A 20,886-nucleotide genomic window follows, 5' to 3' on the forward strand; every position below is an offset into this window, starting at 1 on the left:
GGTCGTCATCGCCACCCACGGCGGCGCGGCCCGCCAGGGCTGCGGCAACCTGCTCGGCTGGGAACACAGCGTGCTGCGCACCATCGGCTCGCTGCGAAACTGCCACTGGACGGAGCTGCGCCACGACGTCGGGCGTGGGTGGCACCTGCGTGCCCACAACGTCGGGCCGATCAGCGTACCCGCCGCCCCGGCCACGCCGTCCGTCGCTGCCGCGCCGCCCGCCGCCGACCCGGTCTGACACCACCTCCGGCGCCTGCCCGACCCGCTGCGGCCGACCCACCGGGGTGGTCCGCCATCGGTGCGCGCCGCGGCCCGGCCCGGGACTGCGCCTCGCCGGCGCGGCCTGGCCCGACAGTGCTGCCGGCCGGATCTGTTGACGCGGCCGGGCACCCGCCCAGCCGGATCGGCTACCGTGCCGGGCATGCCCGTCGCGGTCGTGACCGACTCCACCGCCTACCTCCCGCTCGAACTGGTGCAGGCGCACCGGCTGACCGTGGTGCCGCTGACCGTGGTACTGAACGGTGTCGAGGGACTGGAAGGGGTGGAGATCTTCCCGGCGGACGCCACCCGCGCGCTGACCGGGCGGCGGGTCTCGGTGAGCACGTCCCGCCCGTCGCCAGAGCAGTTCGCCCGGACCTACCGCGAACTGCTGGACGCCGGGGCGGACGGCGTGGTTTCGGTACACCTGTCGGCCGGGCTCTCCGGCACGGTGGAGGCCGCCGAACTGGCCGCCGCGCAGTTCGGTGATCGGGTGACCGTGGTGGACAGCCGCTCCTGCGGGATGGGGCTGGGCTTCCCGGCCGTCGCCGCGGCCCGGGCCGCCGAGGAGGGCGCCGACCTGGCCGGCGTACGCGCCGCTGCGGTGGACGCCGTCGCGCGCACCACCATCTTCTTCTACGTCGACACCCTGGAGTTCCTGCGCCGGGGCGGCCGGATCAACGCGGCCGAGGCGCTGCTCGGCACGGCGCTCTCGGTCAAGCCGATCATGCACATGCCGGACGGCGGGATCGTGCTGCGGGACAAGGTGCGTACGGCCAGCCGGGGGGTGGCGCGGCTGGTCGATCTCGCCGTCGAGGCGGCCGGCGACGCGCAGGTGGACCTCGCGGTGCACCACCTCGCCGCGCCGCAACGGGCCGAGGACCTGCTCGGGGCGCTGGCCGCCCGGCTCGGCGACCGCCTGCACGACGCGTACGTCTCCGAGGCCGGCGCCGCCGTCGCCGCCCACGCCGGCCCCGGCCTGGCCTGCGTGGTAATCCACCGCCACCCCCCAACCCTCGGGGTGTGAGGGGCGTGCGGCCTTGATCGTCTGCACTCTGGTGACTCGACACGCCGCCCGGGGAGTCACTGGACCGCAGACGATCAAGGTCCCACCGGCCGGCGTCCAGGAACCGCAAGATCGGCGGTGGCGGGCGGCGGGTGCGGGGTACGAAACGATGGGCCGTCGGGAGAGTGGGGGTGCCGGATGTCCTGTGTGGTGACCGGGGGCGGTCGCGGAATCGGGCGGGGGATCGTGGAGCGGCTGCTCGCCGAGGGTGAGACCGTGGTGGTGATCGAGCGTGATCCGGGCGCGGTGTCCTGGGTGGAGCGACATGCCGAGGCCCCTCGGCTGGCGGCGGTGGTCGGCGACGCCGCCGACGAGACGGTCGCCGCCCGCGCCGCCGACCTGGCGGAACGGGCCCAGCCGCTCGCCGGATGGGTGAACAACGCCGCGGTGTTCCGGGACGCCTCCGTGCACGACGCCCCGGTCGGCGAGGTGGTCGACCTGATCACCCGCAACCTGCGCCCCGCCGTGGTCGGGGCCGCCACCGCGGTACGCCGCTTCCTCGCCGCCGGAACCGCCGGCGCCGTCGTGAACGTCTCGTCCCACCAGGCCAGCCGCCCGGTGCCAGGTTGCCTGCCGTACGCCACGGCCAAGGCCGCCATCGAAGGGCTGACCCGGGCGCTGGCCGTCGAGTACGGCCCGCAGGGCATCCGGGCCAACGCGGTCGCCCTCGGCTCGGTGACCACCGAGCGGCACGAGGCGTTCCTCGCCGACCAGGAAGCGGTGGAGGTGGAGCGGATCGAGGCGGAGTTGGCCCGGCTGCACCCGGTGGGCCGGGTCGGCCAGCCGCAGGACGTGGCGGCCGCGGTGGCCTATCTACTGTCACCGGCGGCCAGCTTCGTCAACGGCGTCACCCTGCCGGTCGACGGCGGGCGCTCCGTCCTCGGCCTCGACCCGGAATCGCACTGACAGCCGGAGCGGCTACCCGCGGGGTGGTGCGGTGGCATGGTTGGCTCTCTGGACCTCGGCGGGGATCAAGCTCCTAGCACAACCCGGGCATGATCAGGGCGTTGTCCACAGGCTCCGGGTTGTCCACAGCGGAGGCCTTCGCGACCCACGGGACCCCGCCTCGCCGTCCTAGCCTCGCGCCGTGTCCAACGACGAGGAGACAGCGGTCCGGGAGCGACTGTGGCGGCTGATGCCGGGCGCGGCCGTGCACGGTTCGGAGGTACCGCCGATGCCCGTGCCCGGCCCGCTTTCGGCCGGTCCGCTCCCAGGCGGCCCGGTGCAGCCGGTCGTCCCGGGTTCGCCGTCCCCGCTGGAGTCGCCGACCGTGCTCCTGCCCGTCCGCTCCGCCGACACCGGCCGGGAACCGCCCTCGCCCACCTCACCCCGGCCCGTCCGCTCCGCCGGGCCAGGTCCGGTGGAGCCGGAGCCGGCCCGCGACGCGGACGAGATGTCACCGGCGTCCCGGTTGCCGGGGCCGGGGGCGTTCGACCCGGGCCGGCGAGGTGTCCGGGCGCTGGCGGTCATCGCGGTCCTGGTGGTGCTCGGTGCCGCTGGCTGGACCTGGCGGTCTCGGCCGCAGGTCGAGCCGGTCGCCGCCGTGACCGGCGCGCCTGCCACGCCGGATCCGTCGGAAGTAGCGGGGGATGAGCCGGCCGACGCGGCGACCGGCGAGTTGGTGGTCGCCGTGGCGGGCAAGGTTCGCCGGCCCGGGCTGGTGCGACTTGCGGCCGGGGCACGCGTCGCCGACGCCGTCGACGCGGCCGGCGGGGCGTTGCCGGGGGTGGACGTGGCGATGCTCAACCCGGCCCGCAAGGTCACCGACGGCGAGTTGATCCTGGTCGGCGTACCGGCACCGACTCCGGCGGCTGGGGCACCGCCGGGCGCGGGCCCGGTTGCGGGTGCCGATCCCGGCACGGGTGGGCGGGTCAACCTCAACACCGCCACAGCGGCGCAGCTCGAAACGCTGCCCGGGGTGGGGCCGGTGCTCGCCCAGCGGATCATCGAGCATCGCGACCGGCACGGCGGCTTCCGTTCCGTCAGCGACCTGCGCCAGGTCAACGGCATCGGCGACGCGCGGTACGAGCAGCTCAAAGACCTGGTGACGGTGTGACGGCGGACCGGGCACCCGCATCCCGGCCGGCGCGGATGGTGGCCGGGCTGGTCCGGGCCGGCAGGACAGCCGCGTCGGCGGTGGTCGGGGCGGTCCGGGCCGACGGGACACCCACGTCCGAGCGGCCGAGGACGGTAGCCGGGGCGGAGCGGGCCGGCGGTGCCACGATCGGGGCGGCCGGGGCGATCGCCGGGTTGGGCAGTGGGGAAGCGCCGGATCTCCGGCTGGCCGGGCTGGCCGTGGCCGCCTGGCTCACCGCGTTGGCCGGGCTGCACCTCAGCGCCGGGCGGACGCTGCTGGTCGCCGCCGTCGCGGCGGGCCTCGCCGGGCTGGCGGCACTGCACCTGCTCGGGGTCGCCGGCCGCCCCGGAGCGGTTGCGCGCCGCTACGGCTGGATCGCGGTGGCGGTGCTGATCGGCGTGGTGTGTGGCGGCGCCACGACCTCGGCCCGGCTGGCCGTACGCGACGCCGAGCCGCTGCGCGCCCTGGTCGACGAACGGGCCCGGGTCACCGCCGAGCTGGTCGTCCGGGACGACCCCCGGCCGGTACGCGGCGGCATCGTGGGCCGTCCACCCACCCTGCTGGTGCGGGCCAAGCTGGTGACCGTCACCGGCCCGGCGGGGCAGCGGGTCACCGCGCCGGCCCGCGTGCTGGTGCTGGCCAGTGACCCGGCCTGGCGGGGGCTGCTGCCCGGGCAACGGTTCACTGCCGAGGGGCGGCTGGCCGAACCGCGCGGCGGCGACCTGACCGGTGCCGTGCTTCTCGCCGTCGGCCCGCCCGACCGGCACGGGGCGCCGTCGGCCCTGCAACGGGCCGCCGGCCGGCTCCGGGCCGGCCTGCAACAGGCCTGCGCGCCGCTGCCCGACGAGCCGGGCGGCCTGCTGCCCGGACTGGTGGTCGGGGACACCAGCCGGCTGCCCGACACGGTGGAGGAGGACTTCCGGGCCACCGGAATGACACATTTGAACGCCGTGTCCGGCTCCAACGTCGCGATCATCGTGGGGGCGGTGTTGCTGGTGGCCCGCTGGGCGCGCGCCGGTCCCGCACTGGCCGCCACGCTGTGCGGGCTGGCCCTGGTGGGCTTCGTCATCCTGGTCCGGCCGTCACCGAGCGTGGTTCGCGCCGCCACCATGGGCGCGATCGGGCTCGCCGCCCTGGCCGCCGGCCGGCCCCGGGCGGCGGTGCCGGCGCTTGCCGCCGCCGTGGCAGTGCTGGTGCTGGTCGACCCCGACCTGGCCGGCGACGCCGGCTTCGCGCTGTCCGTGCTGGCCACCGGCGGCCTGCTGCTGCTTGCCCCGAGCTGGCGGGACGGCCTGCGCCGGCGGGGCGTACCGCCGGGTGCGGCCGAGGCACTGGCGGTGCCGGCCGCCGCGCAGCTGGCCTGTTCGCCGGTGATCGCCGGCCTGTCGGGCACCGTCAGTCTGGTCGCGGTGCCAGCGAACCTCCTCGTGGTGCCGGCGATCGCCCCGGCCACGGTGCTCGGCGTGGTGGCCGCGACGGTGTCGCCGATCTGGCCGTACGGTGCCGAGCTGACTGCCTGGCTGGCGCACTGGCCGGCCTGGTGGCTGGTGCTGGTCGCCCGGTACGGGGCCCGCCTGCCGGCGGGCAACCTGCCCTGGCCCGGCGGGGTGTCCGGGGCGCTGCTGCTGGCGGCGCTGACCGTGGTCCTGCTGGTCGCCGCCCGGCGGCCCGTGGTGCGCCGGCTGGTGGCGGTGCTCACCGTCGCGGTGATGCTCGGCACCGTGCCGGTGCGGGTGGTCGCCCCGGGGTGGCCGCCGAAGGGCTGGGTGATCGCCGTCTGCGCCGTCGGTCAGGGTGACACCGTGGTGTTGCCGGTGGCGGCCGGGCGGGCGGTCGTGGTCGACACCGGCCCGGATCCGGCGGCGGCGGACGCGTGCCTGCGCCGGCTCGATGTACGCCAGGTGCCGCTACTGGTGATCAGCCACTTCCACGTGGACCACACCGGCGGCGTGGCGGGGGTCCTCCGGGGGCGGCGGGTGGACACGGTGCTGACCCCGCAGTGGCCGGAACCGGCGATCGGGCGGGACCTGGTACACACCGCCGCCGCCACCCACGGCACCCCGGTGGTGGCCGCCCCGGCCGGGTGGCGGTACCGGGCCGGCACGGCCGATCTCGTCGTCCTCGGCCCGCCGTACCCGATGCGCGGGACGAGGTCGGACCCGAACAACAACTCGTTGGTACTGCTCGCCACGGTGGCCGGGGTGCGGATCCTGCTCACCGGCGACGCCGAGACCGAGGAGCAGCAGGCGCTGCGGGAACACCTGCCGCCGCACGGGCTGCGGGCCGACGTGCTGAAGGTCGCCCACCACGGCAGCGCGTACCAGGATCCGGCCTTTCTGGACGCGATCCGCCCGGCGGTCGCCCTGGTGCCGGTGGGTGCGGGCAACACCTACGGCCATCCCAACGAGGCGGTGCTGGCCCGCCTGTCCCGGGGCGGGGCGCGGGTGCTGCGTACCGACATCGACGGGGACATCGCGGTGGTGTTGGGGCCGTCCGGCCTGGCAGTGGTGTCGGGTGGCGTCGACCTGAGCCGGGCCAAGCCGTGAATCAACCGCGAACCGGACGTCGGCAGACGCTTCGCTGCCCAGCTTGAGGTAGAAGCTGACCCGACTGGCCCTGAGCTGGGCTAAGCCACGAATCGATTCCGATTCATCGAGAAAGGCGGCTAATTGGATATATGTCTGGATTTGCGCTGAGTGCGGGGTCTGCCGGCACAGTGCGGACGACCGGGCTGGACCGGGCCGTCGAGCGTGCGAGTATGGGCGGCGTGACCGCCGCCAATGCCGCTCCTATTGTGCTCGTTCTCGGCGACGAGGAGTTGCTCGCCACGCGTGCGGTGACCGAAACCGTTGCCGCCGCCCGGGCCGCCGACCCCGCTGCCGACGTGCGGGAGTACCAGGCCGGCGCGCTCACCGTCGGCGAGATCGACGAGATGCTCAGCCCCTCACTGTTCGGGGGCCGCCGGGTGCTGGTGCTCCGGTCGGGTCAGGACGCGCGTAAGGACCTGGTCGCCGCCCTGCTGGCGTACGCGAAGAATCCCGACCCCGAGGTGCAGCTCGTCGTGCAGCACCTCGGCGCGGCCAAGGGCAAGGCGTTCGCCGACGGGCTGAAGGCCGCCGGCGCCCAGGTCCTGCCCGCCGTCAAGCTCAAGGGGCACCGGGACCGGGTGGCCTTCGTCCGTGACGAGTTCCGCCGAGCCGGCGGGCGGTGCACCGACGACGCCGCCGAGGCGCTGATCGCGGCGGTCGGCAACGACCTGCGGGAGCTCGCGGCGGCCTGCTCCCAGCTGATCGCCGACACCGACGGCAGGATCGGCGCCGACACGGTGGCCCGCTACTACCGGGGCCGGGTGGAGGTGAGCGGCTTCACCGTGGCCGACGCCACGATGGTCGGTGACCTGCCGGGGGCCCTGGAGGCGCTGCGCTGGGCCCTGCACGTGGGGGTGGACCCGGTGCCGATCGCCGACGCCCTAGCCGACGGCATTCGCACCGTCGCCCGGGTCGCCTCGGCCGGCCGGGGCAGCCCCTACCAACTGGCCAGCAGCCTGGGCATGCCGCCGTGGAAGGTCGAACGGGCCCAGCGGCAGGCACGCGGCTGGACGCCCGACGGGCTGGTCGCCGCCATGCAGGCTGCGGCCGAGTGCAACGCGGCGGTCAAGGGCGGATCCGACGACCGGGCGTACGCGCTGGAGAAAGCCGTCTTCTCGGTGGCCGCCGCGCGGCGGGGCGGCGCCAGGTGAGCGGAGCCCTCCGTGGCTCGTGGGCCACGATCCCGGCCGAGGAGGAGCGGTACCGTCCGCTCTACGCCCGGGTGCTCGGCCTGCGTTTCGTCAACCCGGGTGGGGTGCTCTGCTTTCTGTTCTTCGAGGGGGCGATCGCGTTGGCCGCCCTGCTCGCGCTCGCCGAACTGGTGAGCTGGTGGGCGGTACTGGTGCTGCCCGCGGCGGTGGCCGTCATGGTCAAGCTCAACGACCTGGTGGCCGCCGTGGTGATCCGCGCGGCTGCGGCCGTACCCGAGCAGGAACGCGACCGCTTCCGGCGGCAGATGGAACCGGTCGTCGGGCGGGCCCGGGTCGACTGGCTGCCGCACAGCGTGCCCGGTGTGGTGGTCAGCGCGGATCCGGTGAAAGGCGAACAGTCGGCAGCAGTGGATCCGGCACCGCCGGCCGGGCTTCCCGACACCCCGGCAGCCGCGCCGCAAGCGGGCACCACCGAACCAGGGTCGTGATCGACATACCCTGGGATGCACCCGGCCGGCGAAGGCCTCCGGGGTGGTGACGTGCGAAAGCCCCGAGGCGGTGCCCCGGGGCTTTCAGTCAGATCTGGTTCGCCGAGTCAGGCGGCAAGCGACGCGGCGCGCTTGGCGATCGCCGACTTGCGGTTCGCGGCCTGGTTGGCGTGGATGACGCCCTTGCTGGCCGCCTTGTCCAGCTTGCGCGACGCGTCCTGCATGAAGGTGGTGGCCTTCTCGACGTCACCGGCCTCCGCGGCCTCGTGGAACTTGCGGATGGCGGTCTTCAGCGACGACTTGACCGACTTGTTACGCAGCCGGCGCTTCTCGTTCTGCCGGTTGCGCTTGATCTGGGACTTGATGTTCGCCACGCGACAGCCTCGTCTTGATAGCTCGGGTTGGTCAGCTTGTGCGCGCGACGAGCATGCGTCATCGCTGCGCGAAAAGCCAGGTTACCAGGTCGGCCCGGACAGGCCAAAACGGCACCGTGGGGCGTCAGGTCCAGCCCTGGCGGCGGGCCAGCCAGCTGAGCGCCTGCTCGCCGGTCCACCGCTGGTGCGCCGGCAGGTGGGCCGACGCGGTCGGCGGCGCGGACGCCGCCGCGGTGAGGTGGTAGCCGGCCAGGGCGGCCAGCGTCACGTCCAGCGCGTCCGGGGGTGCGCCGGCGGCAGCCGGGTGCGCGGCGAAAGAGGCAGCGACGTCCAGCCCGCTGGCGTACCCGGTGATCAGCAGGCCGGCCAGGTCGAACCAGGCCGGCCCGTGGCAGAGCCACGTCCAGTCGCAGAACCAGGCCGTACCGGCCCGGTCGATCAGGACGTTGTCCACCCGCAGGTCGCCGTGGGTCAGCCCGGGTGCCCCGGCGGCGTACCCGGGCAGGCGGGACTCCAGCGCGACCAGCTCGGCGAGCCGTCCCCGGGCCGGGGCGGGCAGCGGCGGCGGCGGTTCCCGGCCGGCGGCCACCTCGCCCCACCAGAGGATGTCGTCGCGGGCCAGGTCCGCGAGCCGGGGCAGGCCCAGGGCGACCAGTTCGGCCGGCGAATCGGCGAGCGCGGCGGTGACGTCGGCGTACCCGGTGAGGGTGGCGGTCAGCTCGGCCTGGTCCCAGGGCAGCCGGGGGGTGTGGCCGTCGACCGGGTCCAGGCAGAGTGCGTACCAGCCCGCCTCCCACAGCGTCCAGCGCAGGCGCGGCACCGGTAGCCCGGCAGGCAACCGGGTGAGGACCGCCGCCTCCCGGGCGTACCAGTCGACCAGGTGTGGTTGCTCGGCGTGGCCGGCGGCCTTGACGAACGCGCTGCCCCCGTCGGCGGTGCGCAGCACCGCGGCGAACCCCCGGGTGAAACCAGCGCCGGCGCCGCGGGCGGAGACCACCGGGGCGCCGAGCCGCGCCGCCACCGCGGCCCGCACGGCCGGCGGCAGCGACTCCCAGGCCGGCCGCTCGGCGGTCGCGTGGTACGCCACGGGCGGTGGGGACGGAAGGTTCACCCGACCATGCTGCCCGGTGTCGTACCGCCGGGCGATACTCCGGCGGTGTTGACGACTGAAGCGTCTCGGGCGGATCCGACGATCTCCGCCGGTTCGCGGCCGGTTGTGCCGCGCCCCGCCGACCGGGGCGGCGTCTGCCAGACTCCCAGGCCATGAGGACCGACGACTTCTGGCAGTTGATCGACCGCGCCCGGTCGGGTGGGGGAGAGCCGGACGCCATCGCCACCCGGGCCGTCGCGCTGCTCGCTGCCCGCGATCCGGAGGAGATCGTCGGTTACGCCCGCCACCAGCAGCGGGTGCTCTCCGCCTCCTACCGCGTCGACCTCTGGGGCGCCGCGTACCTGATCAACGGTGGTGCCTCCGACGACGGCTTCGAGTACTTTCGTGGCTGGCTGATGACTCAGGGGCGGGAGGTGTTCGCCCGCGCGGTCGCCGACCCGGATTCGCTGGCCGAGCTGCCTCAGGTCCGGGCCGCCTCGCTCAGCGGCGAGGAATTCGAGTGCGAGGACATGCTGGCCGTGCCGTGGGACGCGTACCGCAAGGCGACCGCGACCGATCTCCCGGCGGACCGCCAGGCGGTGCCGGCGCCCGATCTGAACGACTTCTGGGACTTCGACGACTCCGACGAGGCCCGGCGCCGGCTGCCCCGGCTCGCCGCCCTCTTCGTCGAGCCGCCGCAGGAGTGAGCGGCGGGGGTTCGCCCGCGCGGTGGTTGCCCGCCGTGGACGTGGGAGCATAGAGGGGGCCGGCATGCGCCGGCCTGCTCACGTCAGCCGACCAGAACGGACCGCTGTGCCACCGACGCTCGATCCCGGCGCGAACGCTCCTGGTGCCACCGACCCGGCGCGGATCAGGAACTTCTGCATCATCGCCCACATCGACCACGGAAAGTCGACCCTGGCTGACCGGATGTTGCAGCTCACCGGCGTGGTCGACCCGCGGCAGATGCGCGCGCAGTACCTCGACCGGATGGACATCGAGCGCGAGCGCGGCATCACCATCAAGAGCCAGGCCGTCCGGATGCCGTGGACCATCCGGGAGGGCGAGCGGACCGGCGAGCAGGCCGTGCTCAACATGATCGACACCCCTGGCCACGTCGACTTCACCTACGAGGTGTCCCGCTCGCTGGCCGCCTGCGAGGGCGCCATCCTGCTGGTCGACGCGGCCCAGGGCATCGAGGCGCAGACGCTGGCCAACCTGTACCTGGCACTCGAGAACGACCTGCACATCATCCCGGTGCTCAACAAGATCGACCTGCCGGCCGCCCAGCCGGAGAAGTACGCCGAGGAGCTGGCCCACCTGATCGGCGGTGACCCGGCGGACTGCATCAGGGTCTCCGGCAAGACCGGCGAGGGCGTGCCGTACCTGCTCGACGAGATCGTCCGGCAGTTCGTCCCGCCGGTCGGTGACGCCGTCGCCCCGGCCCGGGCGATGATCTTCGACTCGGTGTACGACGTATACCGGGGCGTGGTCACCTACGTCCGGGTCATCGACGGGCGGATCGGTGCCCGGGACCGGATCAAGATGATGTCCACCGGCGCGACCCACGAGCTGCTGGAGATCGGGGTCATCTCGCCGGAGATGGTGAAGGCCGACGCGCTCGGCGTCGGCGAGGTCGGCTACCTGATCACCGGGGTGAAGGACGTCCGCCAGTCCCGGGTCGGTGACACCGTCACCATCAACGGGCGCCCGGCGGCCGAGCCGCTCGGCGGCTACAAGGACCCGAAGCCGATGGTCTACTCCGGCCTGTACCCGATAGACGGGTCTGACTACCCGGCGCTGCGCGACGCGCTGGACAAGCTCAAGCTCAACGACGCCGCGCTGACCTACGAGCCGGAGACCTCCGGCGCGCTGGGCTTCGGGTTCCGCTGCGGCTTCCTCGGCCTGCTGCACCTGGAGATCATCGGGGAGCGGCTGGAGCGGGAGTTCAACCTCGACCTGATCTCGACCGCACCGAACGTGGTCTACCGGGCCATCCAGGAGGACGGCGAGGAGATCGTGGTCACCAACCCGAGCGAGTACCCGACCGGCAAGATCGCCGAGGTGTACGAGCCGACGGTCCGGGCCACCGTGCTGACCCCGAACGACTATGTCGGTGCGGTGATGGAGCTGTGCCAGGGGCGCCGGGGCAGCCTGCTCGGCATGGACTACCTCTCCGCCGACCGGGTGGAGCTGCGCTACACACTGCCCCTCGCCGAGATCATCTTCGACTTCTTCGACCAGCTGAAGAGCCGGACCAAGGGCTACGCCTCGCTGGACTACGAGCCCTCCGGCGAGCAGGCGTCCGACCTGGTGAAGGTCGACATCCTGCTGCACGGCGAGCCGGTGGACGCGTTCAGCGCCATCGTGCACAAGGACAAGGCGTACAACTACGGCACCACGATCGCCGCGAAGCTGCGCAACCTGATCCCGCGCCAGCAGTTCGAGGTGCCGATCCAGGCCGCCATCGGCAGTCGGGTCATCGCCCGGGAGACCATCCGGGCGATCCGCAAGGACGTGCTCGCCAAGTGCTACGGCGGTGACATCAGCCGCAAGCGCAAGCTGCTGGAGAAGCAGAAGGAGGGCAAGAAGCGGATGAAGATGGTAGGCCGAGTGGAGGTCCCGCAGGAGGCCTTCATCGCCGCGCTCTCCACCGACTCCGGCGACGGCAAGCCCGCCGGGAAGAAGTGACCGCCGGCCCGCGTCGGGCCGGCGGCCGGTACGCGCGACGACGCGCGGAAATTGGTGTGCCATCGACGGGCGACATGTCCGGTCGGTTTGGGAATTCGGTGCCGAGGGAACTGGATCGGCACGACAGGAACCCTGCCGACTGACATCTTCTCGTTAAGGAGAGCGACCATGGAGCTCACCGTCTGGGGCATCATCACCGCGCTGTTCGTGGGTCTGATCGTCGGCGCGCTGGGCCGCCTGGTGGTCCCGGGTCGGCAGGACATGCCGATCTGGCTGCACATGCTGATCGGTGTCGGCGCGGCGCTGCTGGGCACCGTGCTCGCCCGGGCGATCGGCATCGCCACGGTGACCGCCGGCATCGACTGGGCCGAACTCGCGGTGCAGGTCGCGCTGGCCGCGATCGCGGTGGCCCTGGTCGCCGGCGTTGGCGGTCGTCGACGCGGTATCACCCACCGGTAACCCCACACACGCCTCGCGGGCGCTCGGCCATCGGCCGGGCGCCCGCCGGCGTGTCAGCGTCCTTTCCGGACCCGTCGGGTATGGACAACCCCGGGGCGACGTCCTGTCTCCCGCGTGATGTTTCAGGTCCGGTGCGGCTCCCTGGGGTGGAAGGGCGGTTTGGGATCTTGTCGGGTCGGGAACTAGGGCGGTCACGACAGGAACGCCACATAACGTGGAACGTCTTTTGTGAAGGAGAGCGACCATGGAGCTCACCGTCTGGGGCATCATCACCGCGCTGTTCGTGGGTCTGATCGTCGGCGCGCTGGGCCGCCTGGTGGTGCCGGGCCGGCAGCCCATGCCGATCTGGCTGCACATGCTGATCGGTGTCGGCGCCGCGCTGCTCGGCACGGTGATCGCCCGGGCGTCCGGCTTCGCGGAGACCGCCGGCATCGACTGGCGGGAGTTGTTGGTTCAGGTCCTGCTGGCCGCCGTCGCGGTCGCGCTGGTCTCCGGTGTGGGCCGCCGTCGCGGAGTCAGTCACCGGTAACAGCCGAGTCTCGTGAGGCGTCCGACCGTCGAGGTCGGGCGCCTTACGTATGCGTACGCCCCGGTTTGCGGATGGTGGGTCCGGCCGGCAGCCCGCGCCCTGCGGTACGTTCGGTCCCCGCCCACTGTCGTAAAGGAATTCTTCGTACTAGGGTGCGATACGGAAGGTTAATGCCAGGCGGCGGGAGGGAGAAGTGGCGTGAACAGGTGGAAACGGCTGGCCCCGGTCACCGCCGTCGTGGCCACGACCGCGATGGTGCTGGCCGGCTGCGGCGGCTCGGACGACGACGCGGCCGACACCAGCAAGCTCACGGTCTGGATGATGGGCGAGGGCGGCGACGCGCAGACCGCGTTCCTCGACGCCGTGGAGACCGAGTTCCGGCTCAAGCATCCCGACACCGACGTGGTCGTGCAGTACATCCCCTGGCTGGAAGCGCCGACGAAGTTCCAGGCCGCGCTCGCCGGTGGCGAGGGGCCGGACATCACCGAGTTGGGCAACACCGAGACCCAGGGCTGGGCGGCGCAGGAGGCCCTGGCGGACGTCACCGACCGGATGACCGACTGGACCGACGGCCGGGACATCCTGCCCGACCTGGTCCGCAACGCCCAGCTCGACGGCCGGCAGTACGGCGTGCCGTGGTACGCCGGCGTGCGGGGCATCTACTACCGCACCGACTGGTTCGCCGAGGCCGGCGTCCAGCCGCCGAAGACCTGGGACGACCTGGTCTCGGCGGCCAAGGCGGTGCAGGCCAAGAAGCCCGGGACGTACGGCATCGCCCTGCCCGGCAACTCGGAGCTGCCGTTCTACTCCTTCCTCTGGGGTGCCGGCGCGGAGATCGCCACCAAGGAGGGGGACGCCTGGAAGTCCGGCTACACCTCGCCGCAGGCCCGCGAGGCGGTCAAGTACTGGACCGACCTGGTGACCGTGCACAAGGTCGCCCCGCCCGCCGCGGCCGGCTGGAACGAGATCGACGCGCGTACCCAGTTCGCCACCGGCAAGGCGGCGATGGCGTTCGCCGGCAGCTGGCAGCAGGGCGCGATCGCCAAGGACAATCCCGAGATCGAGAAGGTCTGGGGCACCTTCCCCATCCCCGGCCCGGACGGGCAGCCGGCACCCGCCTTCGCCGGCGGCTCCGACCTTGCGATCTGGCGCGACAGCCAGCGCCAGGACCTGGCCTGGGACTACCTCACCGTGCTGGTGAACAAGAAGAACGCGCAGCGGTTCGCCGACAGTCTCGGCTTCTTCCCGGTCTACTCCGACCTGGTCGGCGGCAGCGGGTACGCGGATGACAAGATCATGGCGGCGTTCGCAACGACCATGCAGAACACCAGACTCACGCCGCTCACCCCGAAGTGGGTGGAGGTCAGCCGGACGAAGACGGTGACCCAGGCGATGAACAGCTCGGTCATGAAGGGTCAGAAGACGGTCGAACAGGCCACCGCCGACGCGGCCGCGGAGATGGAAAGCATCCTCAACGCCAAGTGACCACGCTGACCGAGGTGCCGGAGACGGCCGCCGCGCGGGAGACCCCCGCGCGGCGGCGTCGCCGGGTGGACCGGTTGCCCTATCTGCTGTTGCTGCCCTGCCTGGTGGTCATCGGGGTGCTGCTGCTCTGGCCGCTGGGCCAGGTGGTGGTGATGTCGTTCCACCGGCTGGACAGCGTCCGCCAGCTGCGCGGCGACCGGGAGTGGCCGTGGGTGGGGCTGGGCAACTACGGCCAGATCCTCGGTGATCCGTTCTTCTGGACCGTGCTGCGCAACACGGTCGTGTTCGCCGCGGCCAACGTGGCGCTGACGATGATCCTGGGCACCCTGGTCGGGCTGCTGCTCAACCGGCTCGGCCGCCGGATGGCGGCGTTCGTGGCCAGTTGCGTGATGCTCGCCTGGGCCACCCCCGCACTGACCGGCACCATCGTCTGGAAATGGATCTTCGACGACACCAGCGGGCTGGTCACCTGGGCGTTCAACGCCCTGCCGGACGGGCTCTCCCAGGCCATCTTCGGTCGCAGCGACTGGACCGGCTACGGCTGGTTCAACTCGCCGCTGCTGTTCTTCGCCATCCTCACCCTGGTGGTGGTCTGGCACTCGTTCCCGTTCGTGGCGGTCAGCGTGCTGGCCGGGTTGAAGAGCGTACCGAGCGAGCTGCACGAGGCGGCCCGGGTCGACGGGGCCGGGCCGTGGCGGGTGTTCTGGGGGGTCACCGTCCCGCTGCTGCGGCCGGTCTTCGGCATCCTGGTGGTGCTCTCCACCATCTGGGACTTCAAGGTCTTCACCCAGTACTACGTGCTGGCCGGCGGCACCCAGGACCGGCCCACCTTCATGCTTTCCGTCTACTCGTACGCCGAGGCGTTCTCGCCCCCGCCCAAGTACGGGCTCGGCTCGGCGATCGCGGTGATCCTGACCCTGATCCTGCTGGTCGTCACCGGAATGTATGTGCGGATGGTGCTCCGACAGGAGGAGGACGCGTGACGGCCGGCCCAGCAGCCGCCACCGGACGCCGTCCGGCGGGATTCGAGCGCCGTCCACCCGGCGGTGGCCGGCGGCGCAGAGGTGCCCGGCGCCTCGCCCTGAACGGCGCGGGTCTGCTGGTGGCGCTGTTCGCGGCCTTTCCGGTCTACTGGATGATCACCACCTCGCTGAAGCCGAGCGGGGAGATCTTCGCCAGCACGCCACGGCCGCTGCCGGCCGAACCGACGCTGGAGCACTACCGCCAGATCCTCACCGGGAACCTGATCCCCGGGGTGACCTTCACCGACTTCTTCCTCAACAGCGCGCTGGTGGCGGTGGCCACGGTGCTGCTGAGCGGGCTGGTCGCCCTGCTGGCCGCGACCGCCGTGGCCCGGTTCCGGTTCAGGCTCCGGACCAGCTTTTTGATCATGCTGCTGGTGGTGCAGATGATCCCGCTGGAGGCGCTGGTCATCCCGCTGTTCCTGATGATCCAGCGGCTCGGCCTGTACAACACCCTGCCCAGCCTGATCCTCACCTACCTCGGCTTCTCGCTGCCGTTCGCGGTCTGGATGCTGCGCGGTTTCGTGGCGGCCGTGCCGAAGGAGTTGGAGGAGGCCGCCGCCATCGACGGGGCCAGCCGGGCCCAGATCTTCCGCCGGATCCTGTTCCCGCTGGTGGCCCCGGGCCTCGTGGCGACCAGCATCTTCTCCTTCATCACCGCGTGGAACGAGCTGATCTTCGCGCTGACGTTCATCAACCGCCAGGACCGCTACACCCTGCCGGTGGCGATGACCTTCTTCTTCGGCCGGGACGACACGGCCTGGGGGCCGGTGATGGCCGCCTCCACGCTGTTCACCCTGCCGGTGATTGTCTTCTTCCTGCTGGTGCAGCGACGGATGGTCGCCGGCCTCGTCGCCGGCGCCGTCAAGGGCTGAGCCGCGCGGAAGCCCCGGGCTTCACCGCCCGGGGCTTTCGGCGAGATGTCCGGCCCCGCTCGCGGGGCCCGACCCGGCGTCATGGGAGCAAGCGGGCTCCGGCCTGGGCGACGATCTCCTGGAGCGCCGCGACGTGGCCGTCGAAGGCCCGGCGGCCGTCCCGGCTGAGCCGCACCGAGGTACGCGGGCGCTTGCCCACGAAACTCTTGCTCACCTCCAGGTAGCCCGCCTGTTCCAGGGTGGCGAGCTGCTTGGACAGCGCCGAGTCGGACATGCCGAGCTGCTCGCGCAGGTAGCGGAACTCCGCCCACTCGGTGGCGGCCAGCAGGCTGACCAGGGACAGCCGGGTCGGCGCGTGGATCAGTTCGTCGAACCGAGGTGCGGTCACCGGCCACCGCCGATCGGCCGGCCGGCCATCATGTCGCGCAGGTGCCGCATCACCCAGGGGCCGGTGGCGGTCATCGCGACGGCGGTGACGGTCGTGCCGAGGGTTGCCGGCCAACCGAACCCCGCCGACTCGGCCGCGTACCCGGTGCCGAGGCCGAGTGCCAACGTGACGAACACGTGGCCGGCGATGACCGCGCCGCCGCGTACGCCGATGAGACTGGTGCGCACCTGGGCCCGATGGCGCATCAGCACCCGGCCCACGACGGCGGTCAGGCCGACCACGAACGCGACGGTGCCGACCGCGAGCAGCCACGGCCGGCCGGTCTCGACGGCGGCGGTGAAGGCGACCATGAGGCCGCCCACGGTCGGCCAGAAGGTGTTCGGGACGAGTGTGGCGTCGACGGCCTGAGCCTGCCGGGCGCGGATCTCGGCGAGCGCGTCGGCGGCGGCCGAGGGGGAGACGGCGGGTGGTTCGGACATGGCCCCTCCTTGCCGAATCGGTTAGTACTTTCCGATAGGGAAAGTAAAGCGCACACTTTCCTGCTTGGCAAGTACTTTCCATCGCGGGCGCGCGCTGCCCGGCCGGCCGACCGCGGGCTGGCGGACCGGGAACGACGACGGCCCCCTGTCCCGCCGGGACAGGGGGCCGTCGTGCACCGGCTCAGCGGAGCCAGGGGATGTTGCGGTTGAGCTGGCCGCGCTCCTTCAGTTCCTTGCGCAGCGGGATCTCGTCGTCGATGTAGCCGTCCCAGTTGATGCCCCAGTAGTTCGCGGTGTGGGTGCCCTCACCGCAGAGCTGGCGCTGCACCGGCGTGCGGTTGGTCCACCACTCGCCGTCCTTGTCGATGTGCAGCTCGTCCAGCGGGCGGATCCACCGGTACGTGTAGCCGACAAAGAGCATCTTGCGGGTGATCGTCGACAGGTTGGTCGACCGCGAGTGCCACTGGCGGCGGTCGAAGATGAACGCGTCGCCCGGGTTGGCGGTGATCTCGACGGTGCCCTCCGGGTCCGGGTTGTGCACCGTGGTGTCCGCCGGGCGCGGCAGCGAGTTCCACAGGTGGCTGCCCGGGATCACCTTGGTCGCGCCGCGGCCGGTCTCCGACAGGTCGGAAAGCACGTAGGCGACCTTCAGCGAGAACATCGGCCGGGGCAGGTTCGGGTCCATCGTCTCCGGGTCGGAGTTCTGCCGGTACCCGTCCTGGTGCCAACCCCAGTACGGCTTCTCCGGCTCCAGCGCCGGCGGGGTGACGTCCAGGTGGTTGTGGTGGCTGTAGAGGTTCCACCCGGCCAGCCCCCACATGTAGGGGAAGGCGATCGGGTGGGTGAGCAGGTCGCCGAAGAGCTCGTCCCGGTCAAGGAAGCCCAGCAGGTGCAGGGTGCCGTCCTTGGTGGTCTTGCCCTTGGCCTTCTCCTCCTCGTACACCCGGTCGACCGCGGCCTCGAGCGCGGCCCGGTGGTCCTCGGTCAGGACGTTGCGCAGCAGGAGAAAGCCCTGCTCATGGAACTCCTTGCGGTCGACGTCACTGATCGGTTCGTAGCCGGTGCGGTCGCCGTAGTCGAATGCCACGTCGTACCCCTCCCCAAGAGGTGAAACCATCTTTTGGCACAGGCCGCCGATGGTAACGCGCGGACGCCGGGTCCGGGAGACGCCCGACGGTCGATCCCACAGGGATGGCGACCGAGGGCGGTGGTACGACTACTGGCAGTTGCGCAGCGTGGCGCAGCGGGGGTTTTTGGGGCTAATTGCCGGATTTTGCGGTGACTGCGGGTAAAAGATATCGGGGGTCATTCACAGGTCCGCGTGGATTTCGACGACCACCTCGTTGTCATTTCTCTCGCGGTCGGCCAACCGCTTCCAGGTGCCGTTTCGATCGGTCCACTCCATGCCGCCGAAGCGCACCTTCTTCACCCCGTGGTCGTTCGCGTGGGAGACCAGCCAGTGCGCGTACCGCCAGCCGGCGCGTTCGTCCGCGGCGCTCACCGTCAGGCCGGTCAGGGCGCCGTCGCGGTTCACCCGGGTGCCGACCACGTCCAGTGCCTTCGTCTGCCCCGCCGCCGAAGCCGAGTCCGTCAGGCCCCAGTCGAGCGTCAGGCCCCGGGTCAGTGCGGCGGCCGCGGCCGCCCCCCGCATCGCCGGGTCATCAGCCACCGTGCAGGCGACCGCGCCGGTGGCCTCGCCGAGCAAGGCCCGGGTGAGCACCGCGGAGTCGTCCGCCCACTTCTCGTACGCCTCGGGGAAGGCCGACCGCTGGACCTTCTGCGCCGCGTCGGTGACCCGCATGTCCTCCCAGCCGCGCACCTTCTTGAGTGCGGCGTAGAACTTGTCGGCCGCGTACCGCGGGTCGCGGATCTCGGTCGGGGTGCCCCAGCCCTGGCTCGGGCGCTGCTGGAACAGGCCGACCGAGTCGCGGTCGCCGCCGGCCAGGTTGCGCAGGCCGGACTCCTGGTAGGCGGTGGCCAGCGCCACCACCACGGCCCGCTCGGGCATCCCGTGCTGGACGCCGATGGCCGCGATCGTCGCCGCGTTGGCCATCTGGTGGGCGTTCAGGGACACCTCGCCGTCGGCCTGCACGGTGCATTTCCGGTTGGCCAACGGCAGGCGCAGCCCCTCTCCGACCTGGCGCATGCCGAGCACGACCCCGATCACGGCGACCAGCACGAGGACCACGAAACCCGCCACGACTCCCCGACGCACTCACACCTCCCGTTCGAACGTCCGCCAAGCGTACGTCCCCCATCGGCCCGTTCGGGTCGTCCGACCGGTTCCACCCGCCGCGCGACACCCGCGCCGACCGGGGGGTTCCCCGTCCCGGCTGCTACTCACCTGTCGAGCTCGGCCACCCAGCGGGGCGGGCGCTTCTCACGGAACGCGGTGACCCCCTCGACGCCGTCGCCGGACAGGAAGTAGCGGGTGGAGACCGCGGCCAGCTCGGCCAGCTCGGCACGCAGGTCGGTGGCGGCCGGCCGGCGGAGCAGCTCCTTCGCGCCGGCCAGCGCCGACGGGGCACCGCGTACCAGCGAGTCCCGGTACCGGTCCACCGCGGCGTCCAGGTCGTCGGCCGGCACCGCGGCGGTTACCAGGCCGATCTCCGCCGCGCGCCGGCCGTCGAAGGTGTCGCCGGTCAGGTACAGCTCGGCCGCCGCCCGGGGGTGCAACCGGGGCAGCACGGTCGCCGAGATCACCGCCGGGATCACCCCGATCCGGACCTCGGTGAAGGCGAAGGTCGCCTCGGCGGCGCAGACCGCCAGGTCGGCCGCCGCGATCAGGCCCAACCCGCCGGCCCGGGCCGGGCCGCCGACCTTCGCCAGCACCGGCTTCGGGCACTCCCAGACCGCCGCGAGCACGTCACCCAGCATCCCGGCGGGCACCGTCCCGCTGGCGTACGCCGCCGCCGTCTCCTTCAGGTCCGCTCCGGAGCAGAAGACCGGTCCGGTGTGGTCGAGCACGATCACCCGGACCGTGTCGTCGGCGACCGCGGCGGCCAGCCCGGCCAGCAGCTCGGTCATCAGCGGCGTGGAGAGCGCGTTGCGGTTGTGCGGGCTGTCCAGGGTGAGGGTGGTCACCCCGCGGGCGGTGGCGACCCGGACGAGCGCGTCGGGAGAGGTCATGTGAGGGCACACTAGTGGCCATGCCCGGCGTCCTTCCAGCAGGCGAACCCGTCCCCGCCGACGGGGCGCTGCCCGCGTCCGCCCGCCCGGCCGTGGGCGACCACGGCTTCGGGGTGTACGTGCACGTGCCCTTCTGCGCCAGCCGCTGCGGCTACTGCGACTTCAATACGTACACCGCCGACGAACTGGGCGGCGGCGTGGGCCGGGAGGGCTACGCCGACACCGTGCTGGCCGAACTGGCGCTCGCCGCGCGGGTGCTGGGTGAGGCTCCGCCGCCCCGGGTGGACACGGTCTTCGTCGGCGGCGGCACCCCCACCCTGCTGCCCGCCGACGACCTGGCCCGGATCCTCGACGCCATCGACCGGACCTGGGGGCTGGCCGGCGACGCGGAGGTGACCACCGAGGCGAATCCGGAGTCGGTCACCCCCACCTCGCTGAAGGAGCTGCGGGCGGCCGGCTACACCCGGATCTCGCTGGGCATGCAGTCGGCCGCCCCGGGTGTGCTCGCCGTGCTCGACCGCCGGCACAACGCCGGCCGGGCCACGGCCGCCGCACTGGAGGCTCGCGACGCCGGGTTCGACCACGTCAACCTCGACCTGATCTACGGCACGCCGGGGGAGCGGGCCGAGGACTTCGCGGCCTCGCTGGACCAGGTCGTGGCGGCGGGCGTGGACCACGTCAGCGCGTACGCCCTGATCGTCGAGGACGGCACCCGGCTGGCTGCCCGGATGCGTCGC

21 protein-coding genes and 1 pseudogene are annotated in these 20,886 nt (G+C 72.5%); 15 read left to right on the top strand and 7 right to left on the bottom strand.

Going from position 1 to position 20,886, the window contains the following annotated elements:
• From AB0M52_RS12065 to AB0M52_RS12095, 7 genes and pseudogenes are all read left to right on the top strand, one after another.
• Positions 1-238 (top strand): annotated as a pseudogene (locus AB0M52_RS12065) (hypothetical protein); the annotation flags it as partial.
• 183 nt (positions 239-421) lie between these two features.
• Entirely contained in the window at positions 422-1,285 is an 864-nt protein-coding gene (locus AB0M52_RS12070) for a DegV family protein (protein WP_363952355.1), read from the top strand.
• 177 nt (positions 1,286-1,462) lie between these two features.
• Positions 1,463-2,230, top strand: a complete 768-nt coding sequence (locus tag AB0M52_RS12075) for an SDR family oxidoreductase (protein ID WP_363952358.1) — start codon at positions 1,463-1,465, stop codon at positions 2,228-2,230.
• Between the two features lie 181 nt (positions 2,231-2,411).
• A complete protein-coding gene (locus tag AB0M52_RS12080; RefSeq protein WP_363952361.1) occupies positions 2,412-3,380 on the top strand; it encodes a helix-hairpin-helix domain-containing protein in 969 nt (322 codons plus the stop codon).
• Between the two features lie 35 nt (positions 3,381-3,415).
• Positions 3,416-5,947 (top strand): ComEC/Rec2 family competence protein, encoded by a 2,532-nt coding sequence (locus tag AB0M52_RS12085; protein WP_363952398.1) that lies wholly within the window; start codon positions 3,416-3,418, stop codon positions 5,945-5,947.
• Positions 5,948-6,159: 212 nt separating this feature from the next.
• On the top strand, positions 6,160-7,140 hold the full coding sequence (gene holA, locus AB0M52_RS12090) for a DNA polymerase III subunit delta (protein ID WP_363952363.1): 981 nt from the start codon (positions 6,160-6,162) through the stop codon (positions 7,138-7,140).
• Complete coding sequence (locus tag AB0M52_RS12095; protein ID WP_363952366.1) at positions 7,137-7,628, top strand: hypothetical protein; 492 nt, start codon at positions 7,137-7,139, stop codon at positions 7,626-7,628. The genes holA and AB0M52_RS12095 overlap by 4 nt, the downstream gene beginning before the upstream one ends.
• A gap of 107 nt (positions 7,629-7,735) precedes the next feature.
• Here the strand turns inward: AB0M52_RS12095 and rpsT are convergent, their stop codons facing one another.
• Together rpsT and AB0M52_RS12105 are read right to left on the bottom strand one after the other, a co-directional pair.
• Positions 7,736-8,002, bottom strand: coding sequence for a 30S ribosomal protein S20 (rpsT, locus tag AB0M52_RS12100; RefSeq protein WP_363952368.1), 267 nt, complete (start codon positions 8,000-8,002; stop codon positions 7,736-7,738).
• Positions 8,003-8,126: 124 nt separating this feature from the next.
• A complete protein-coding gene (locus tag AB0M52_RS12105) occupies positions 8,127-9,113 on the bottom strand; it encodes an aminoglycoside phosphotransferase family protein (RefSeq protein ID WP_363952371.1) in 987 nt (328 codons plus the stop codon).
• Positions 9,114-9,265: 152 nt separating this feature from the next.
• On the opposite strand from AB0M52_RS12105, the gene AB0M52_RS12110 reads away from it, so the two are divergent.
• The 7 genes from AB0M52_RS12110 to AB0M52_RS12140 all read left to right on the top strand — a co-directional run bounded on the left by AB0M52_RS12110 (position 9,266) and on the right by AB0M52_RS12140 (position 16,153).
• Entirely contained in the window at positions 9,266-9,799 is a 534-nt protein-coding gene (locus AB0M52_RS12110; RefSeq protein WP_363952373.1) for a DUF4240 domain-containing protein, read from the top strand.
• A 106-nt stretch (positions 9,800-9,905) separates the two neighbouring features.
• Positions 9,906-11,783: a translation elongation factor 4 gene (lepA, locus tag AB0M52_RS12115; protein ID WP_363952376.1), complete on the top strand. Its 1,878-nt coding sequence runs from the start codon at positions 9,906-9,908 to the stop codon at positions 11,781-11,783.
• A 168-nt stretch (positions 11,784-11,951) separates the two neighbouring features.
• Positions 11,952-12,242, top strand: a complete 291-nt coding sequence (locus tag AB0M52_RS12120) for a GlsB/YeaQ/YmgE family stress response membrane protein (RefSeq protein ID WP_363952378.1) — start codon at positions 11,952-11,954, stop codon at positions 12,240-12,242.
• Positions 12,243-12,486: 244 nt separating this feature from the next.
• Positions 12,487-12,771, top strand: a complete 285-nt coding sequence (locus AB0M52_RS12125; protein WP_363952381.1) for a GlsB/YeaQ/YmgE family stress response membrane protein — start codon at positions 12,487-12,489, stop codon at positions 12,769-12,771.
• 198 nt (positions 12,772-12,969) lie between these two features.
• On the top strand, positions 12,970-14,256 hold the full coding sequence (locus tag AB0M52_RS12130; RefSeq protein ID WP_363952384.1) for a sugar ABC transporter substrate-binding protein: 1,287 nt from the start codon (positions 12,970-12,972) through the stop codon (positions 14,254-14,256).
• Positions 14,253-15,239 carry a sugar ABC transporter permease gene (locus AB0M52_RS12135; protein ID WP_363952387.1) on the top strand — a complete coding sequence of 329 codons (987 nt, stop codon included), beginning with the start codon at positions 14,253-14,255 and terminating at the stop codon, positions 15,237-15,239. Before AB0M52_RS12130 ends, AB0M52_RS12135 begins: the two co-directional genes overlap by 4 nt.
• A 98-nt stretch (positions 15,240-15,337) precedes the next feature.
• Complete coding sequence (locus AB0M52_RS12140) at positions 15,338-16,153, top strand: carbohydrate ABC transporter permease (protein ID WP_363952400.1); 816 nt, start codon at positions 15,338-15,340, stop codon at positions 16,151-16,153.
• Positions 16,154-16,232: 79 nt separating this feature from the next.
• Here AB0M52_RS12140 and AB0M52_RS12145 read toward each other — a convergent pair whose 3' ends face one another.
• The 5 genes from AB0M52_RS12145 to AB0M52_RS12165 form a co-directional block, all read right to left on the bottom strand.
• A complete protein-coding gene (locus AB0M52_RS12145; protein WP_363952389.1) occupies positions 16,233-16,541 on the bottom strand; it encodes a transcriptional regulator in 309 nt (102 codons plus the stop codon).
• A complete protein-coding gene (locus tag AB0M52_RS12150) occupies positions 16,538-17,020 on the bottom strand; it encodes a hypothetical protein (RefSeq protein ID WP_363952391.1) in 483 nt (160 codons plus the stop codon). Before AB0M52_RS12150 ends, AB0M52_RS12145 begins: the two co-directional genes overlap by 4 nt.
• Before the next feature lie 181 nt (positions 17,021-17,201).
• Entirely contained in the window at positions 17,202-18,107 is a 906-nt protein-coding gene (locus tag AB0M52_RS12155) for a phytanoyl-CoA dioxygenase family protein (protein WP_233513873.1), read from the bottom strand.
• A gap of 222 nt (positions 18,108-18,329) precedes the next feature.
• The gene (locus AB0M52_RS12160; RefSeq protein WP_363952403.1) at positions 18,330-19,166 is read right to left on the bottom strand and encodes a hypothetical protein; all 837 of its coding nucleotides are present in this window, start codon (positions 19,164-19,166) and stop codon (positions 18,330-18,332) included.
• 194 nt (positions 19,167-19,360) lie between these two features.
• Entirely contained in the window at positions 19,361-20,149 is a 789-nt protein-coding gene (locus tag AB0M52_RS12165) for an enoyl-CoA hydratase-related protein (RefSeq protein ID WP_363952394.1), read from the bottom strand.
• A 20-nt stretch (positions 20,150-20,169) separates the two neighbouring features.
• On the opposite strand from AB0M52_RS12165, the gene AB0M52_RS12170 reads away from it, so the two are divergent.
• Positions 20,170-20,886, top strand: a 717-nt coding sequence (locus AB0M52_RS12170; RefSeq protein ID WP_363952396.1) for a coproporphyrinogen-III oxidase family protein, incomplete at its 3' end; no start/stop codon positions are given.

The organism is Micromonospora sp. NPDC051296, assembly GCF_040682255.1.
Lineage (GTDB): Bacteria > Actinomycetota > Actinomycetes > Mycobacteriales > Micromonosporaceae > Micromonospora > Micromonospora craterilacus.

What these genes read in the sequence shown, in the direction of transcription:
- AB0M52_RS12070 (WP_363952355.1), top strand. Translation starts at nt 422, where the DNA reads ATGCCCGTCGCGGTCGTGACCGACTCCACCGCCTACCTCCCGCTCGAA.
- AB0M52_RS12075 (WP_363952358.1), top strand. Translation starts at nt 1,463, where the DNA reads ATGTCCTGTGTGGTGACCGGGGGCGGTCGCGGAATCGGGCGGGGGATC.
- AB0M52_RS12085 (WP_363952398.1), top strand. Translation starts at nt 3,416, where the DNA reads ATGGTGGCCGGGCTGGTCCGGGCCGGCAGGACAGCCGCGTCGGCGGTG.
- holA (WP_363952363.1), top strand. Translation starts at nt 6,160, where the DNA reads ATGGGCGGCGTGACCGCCGCCAATGCCGCTCCTATTGTGCTCGTTCTC.
- AB0M52_RS12110 (WP_363952373.1), top strand. Translation starts at nt 9,266, where the DNA reads ATGAGGACCGACGACTTCTGGCAGTTGATCGACCGCGCCCGGTCGGGT.
- AB0M52_RS12120 (WP_363952378.1), top strand. Translation starts at nt 11,952, where the DNA reads ATGGAGCTCACCGTCTGGGGCATCATCACCGCGCTGTTCGTGGGTCTG.
- AB0M52_RS12125 (WP_363952381.1), top strand. Translation starts at nt 12,487, where the DNA reads ATGGAGCTCACCGTCTGGGGCATCATCACCGCGCTGTTCGTGGGTCTG.
- AB0M52_RS12150 (WP_363952391.1), bottom strand. Translation starts at nt 17,020, where the DNA reads ATGTCCGAACCACCCGCCGTCTCCCCCTCGGCCGCCGCCGACGCGCTC.
- AB0M52_RS12160 (WP_363952403.1), bottom strand. Translation starts at nt 19,166, where the DNA reads ATGCGCCAGGTCGGAGAGGGGCTGCGCCTGCCGTTGGCCAACCGGAAA.
- AB0M52_RS12165 (WP_363952394.1), bottom strand. Translation starts at nt 20,149, where the DNA reads ATGACCTCTCCCGACGCGCTCGTCCGGGTCGCCACCGCCCGCGGGGTG.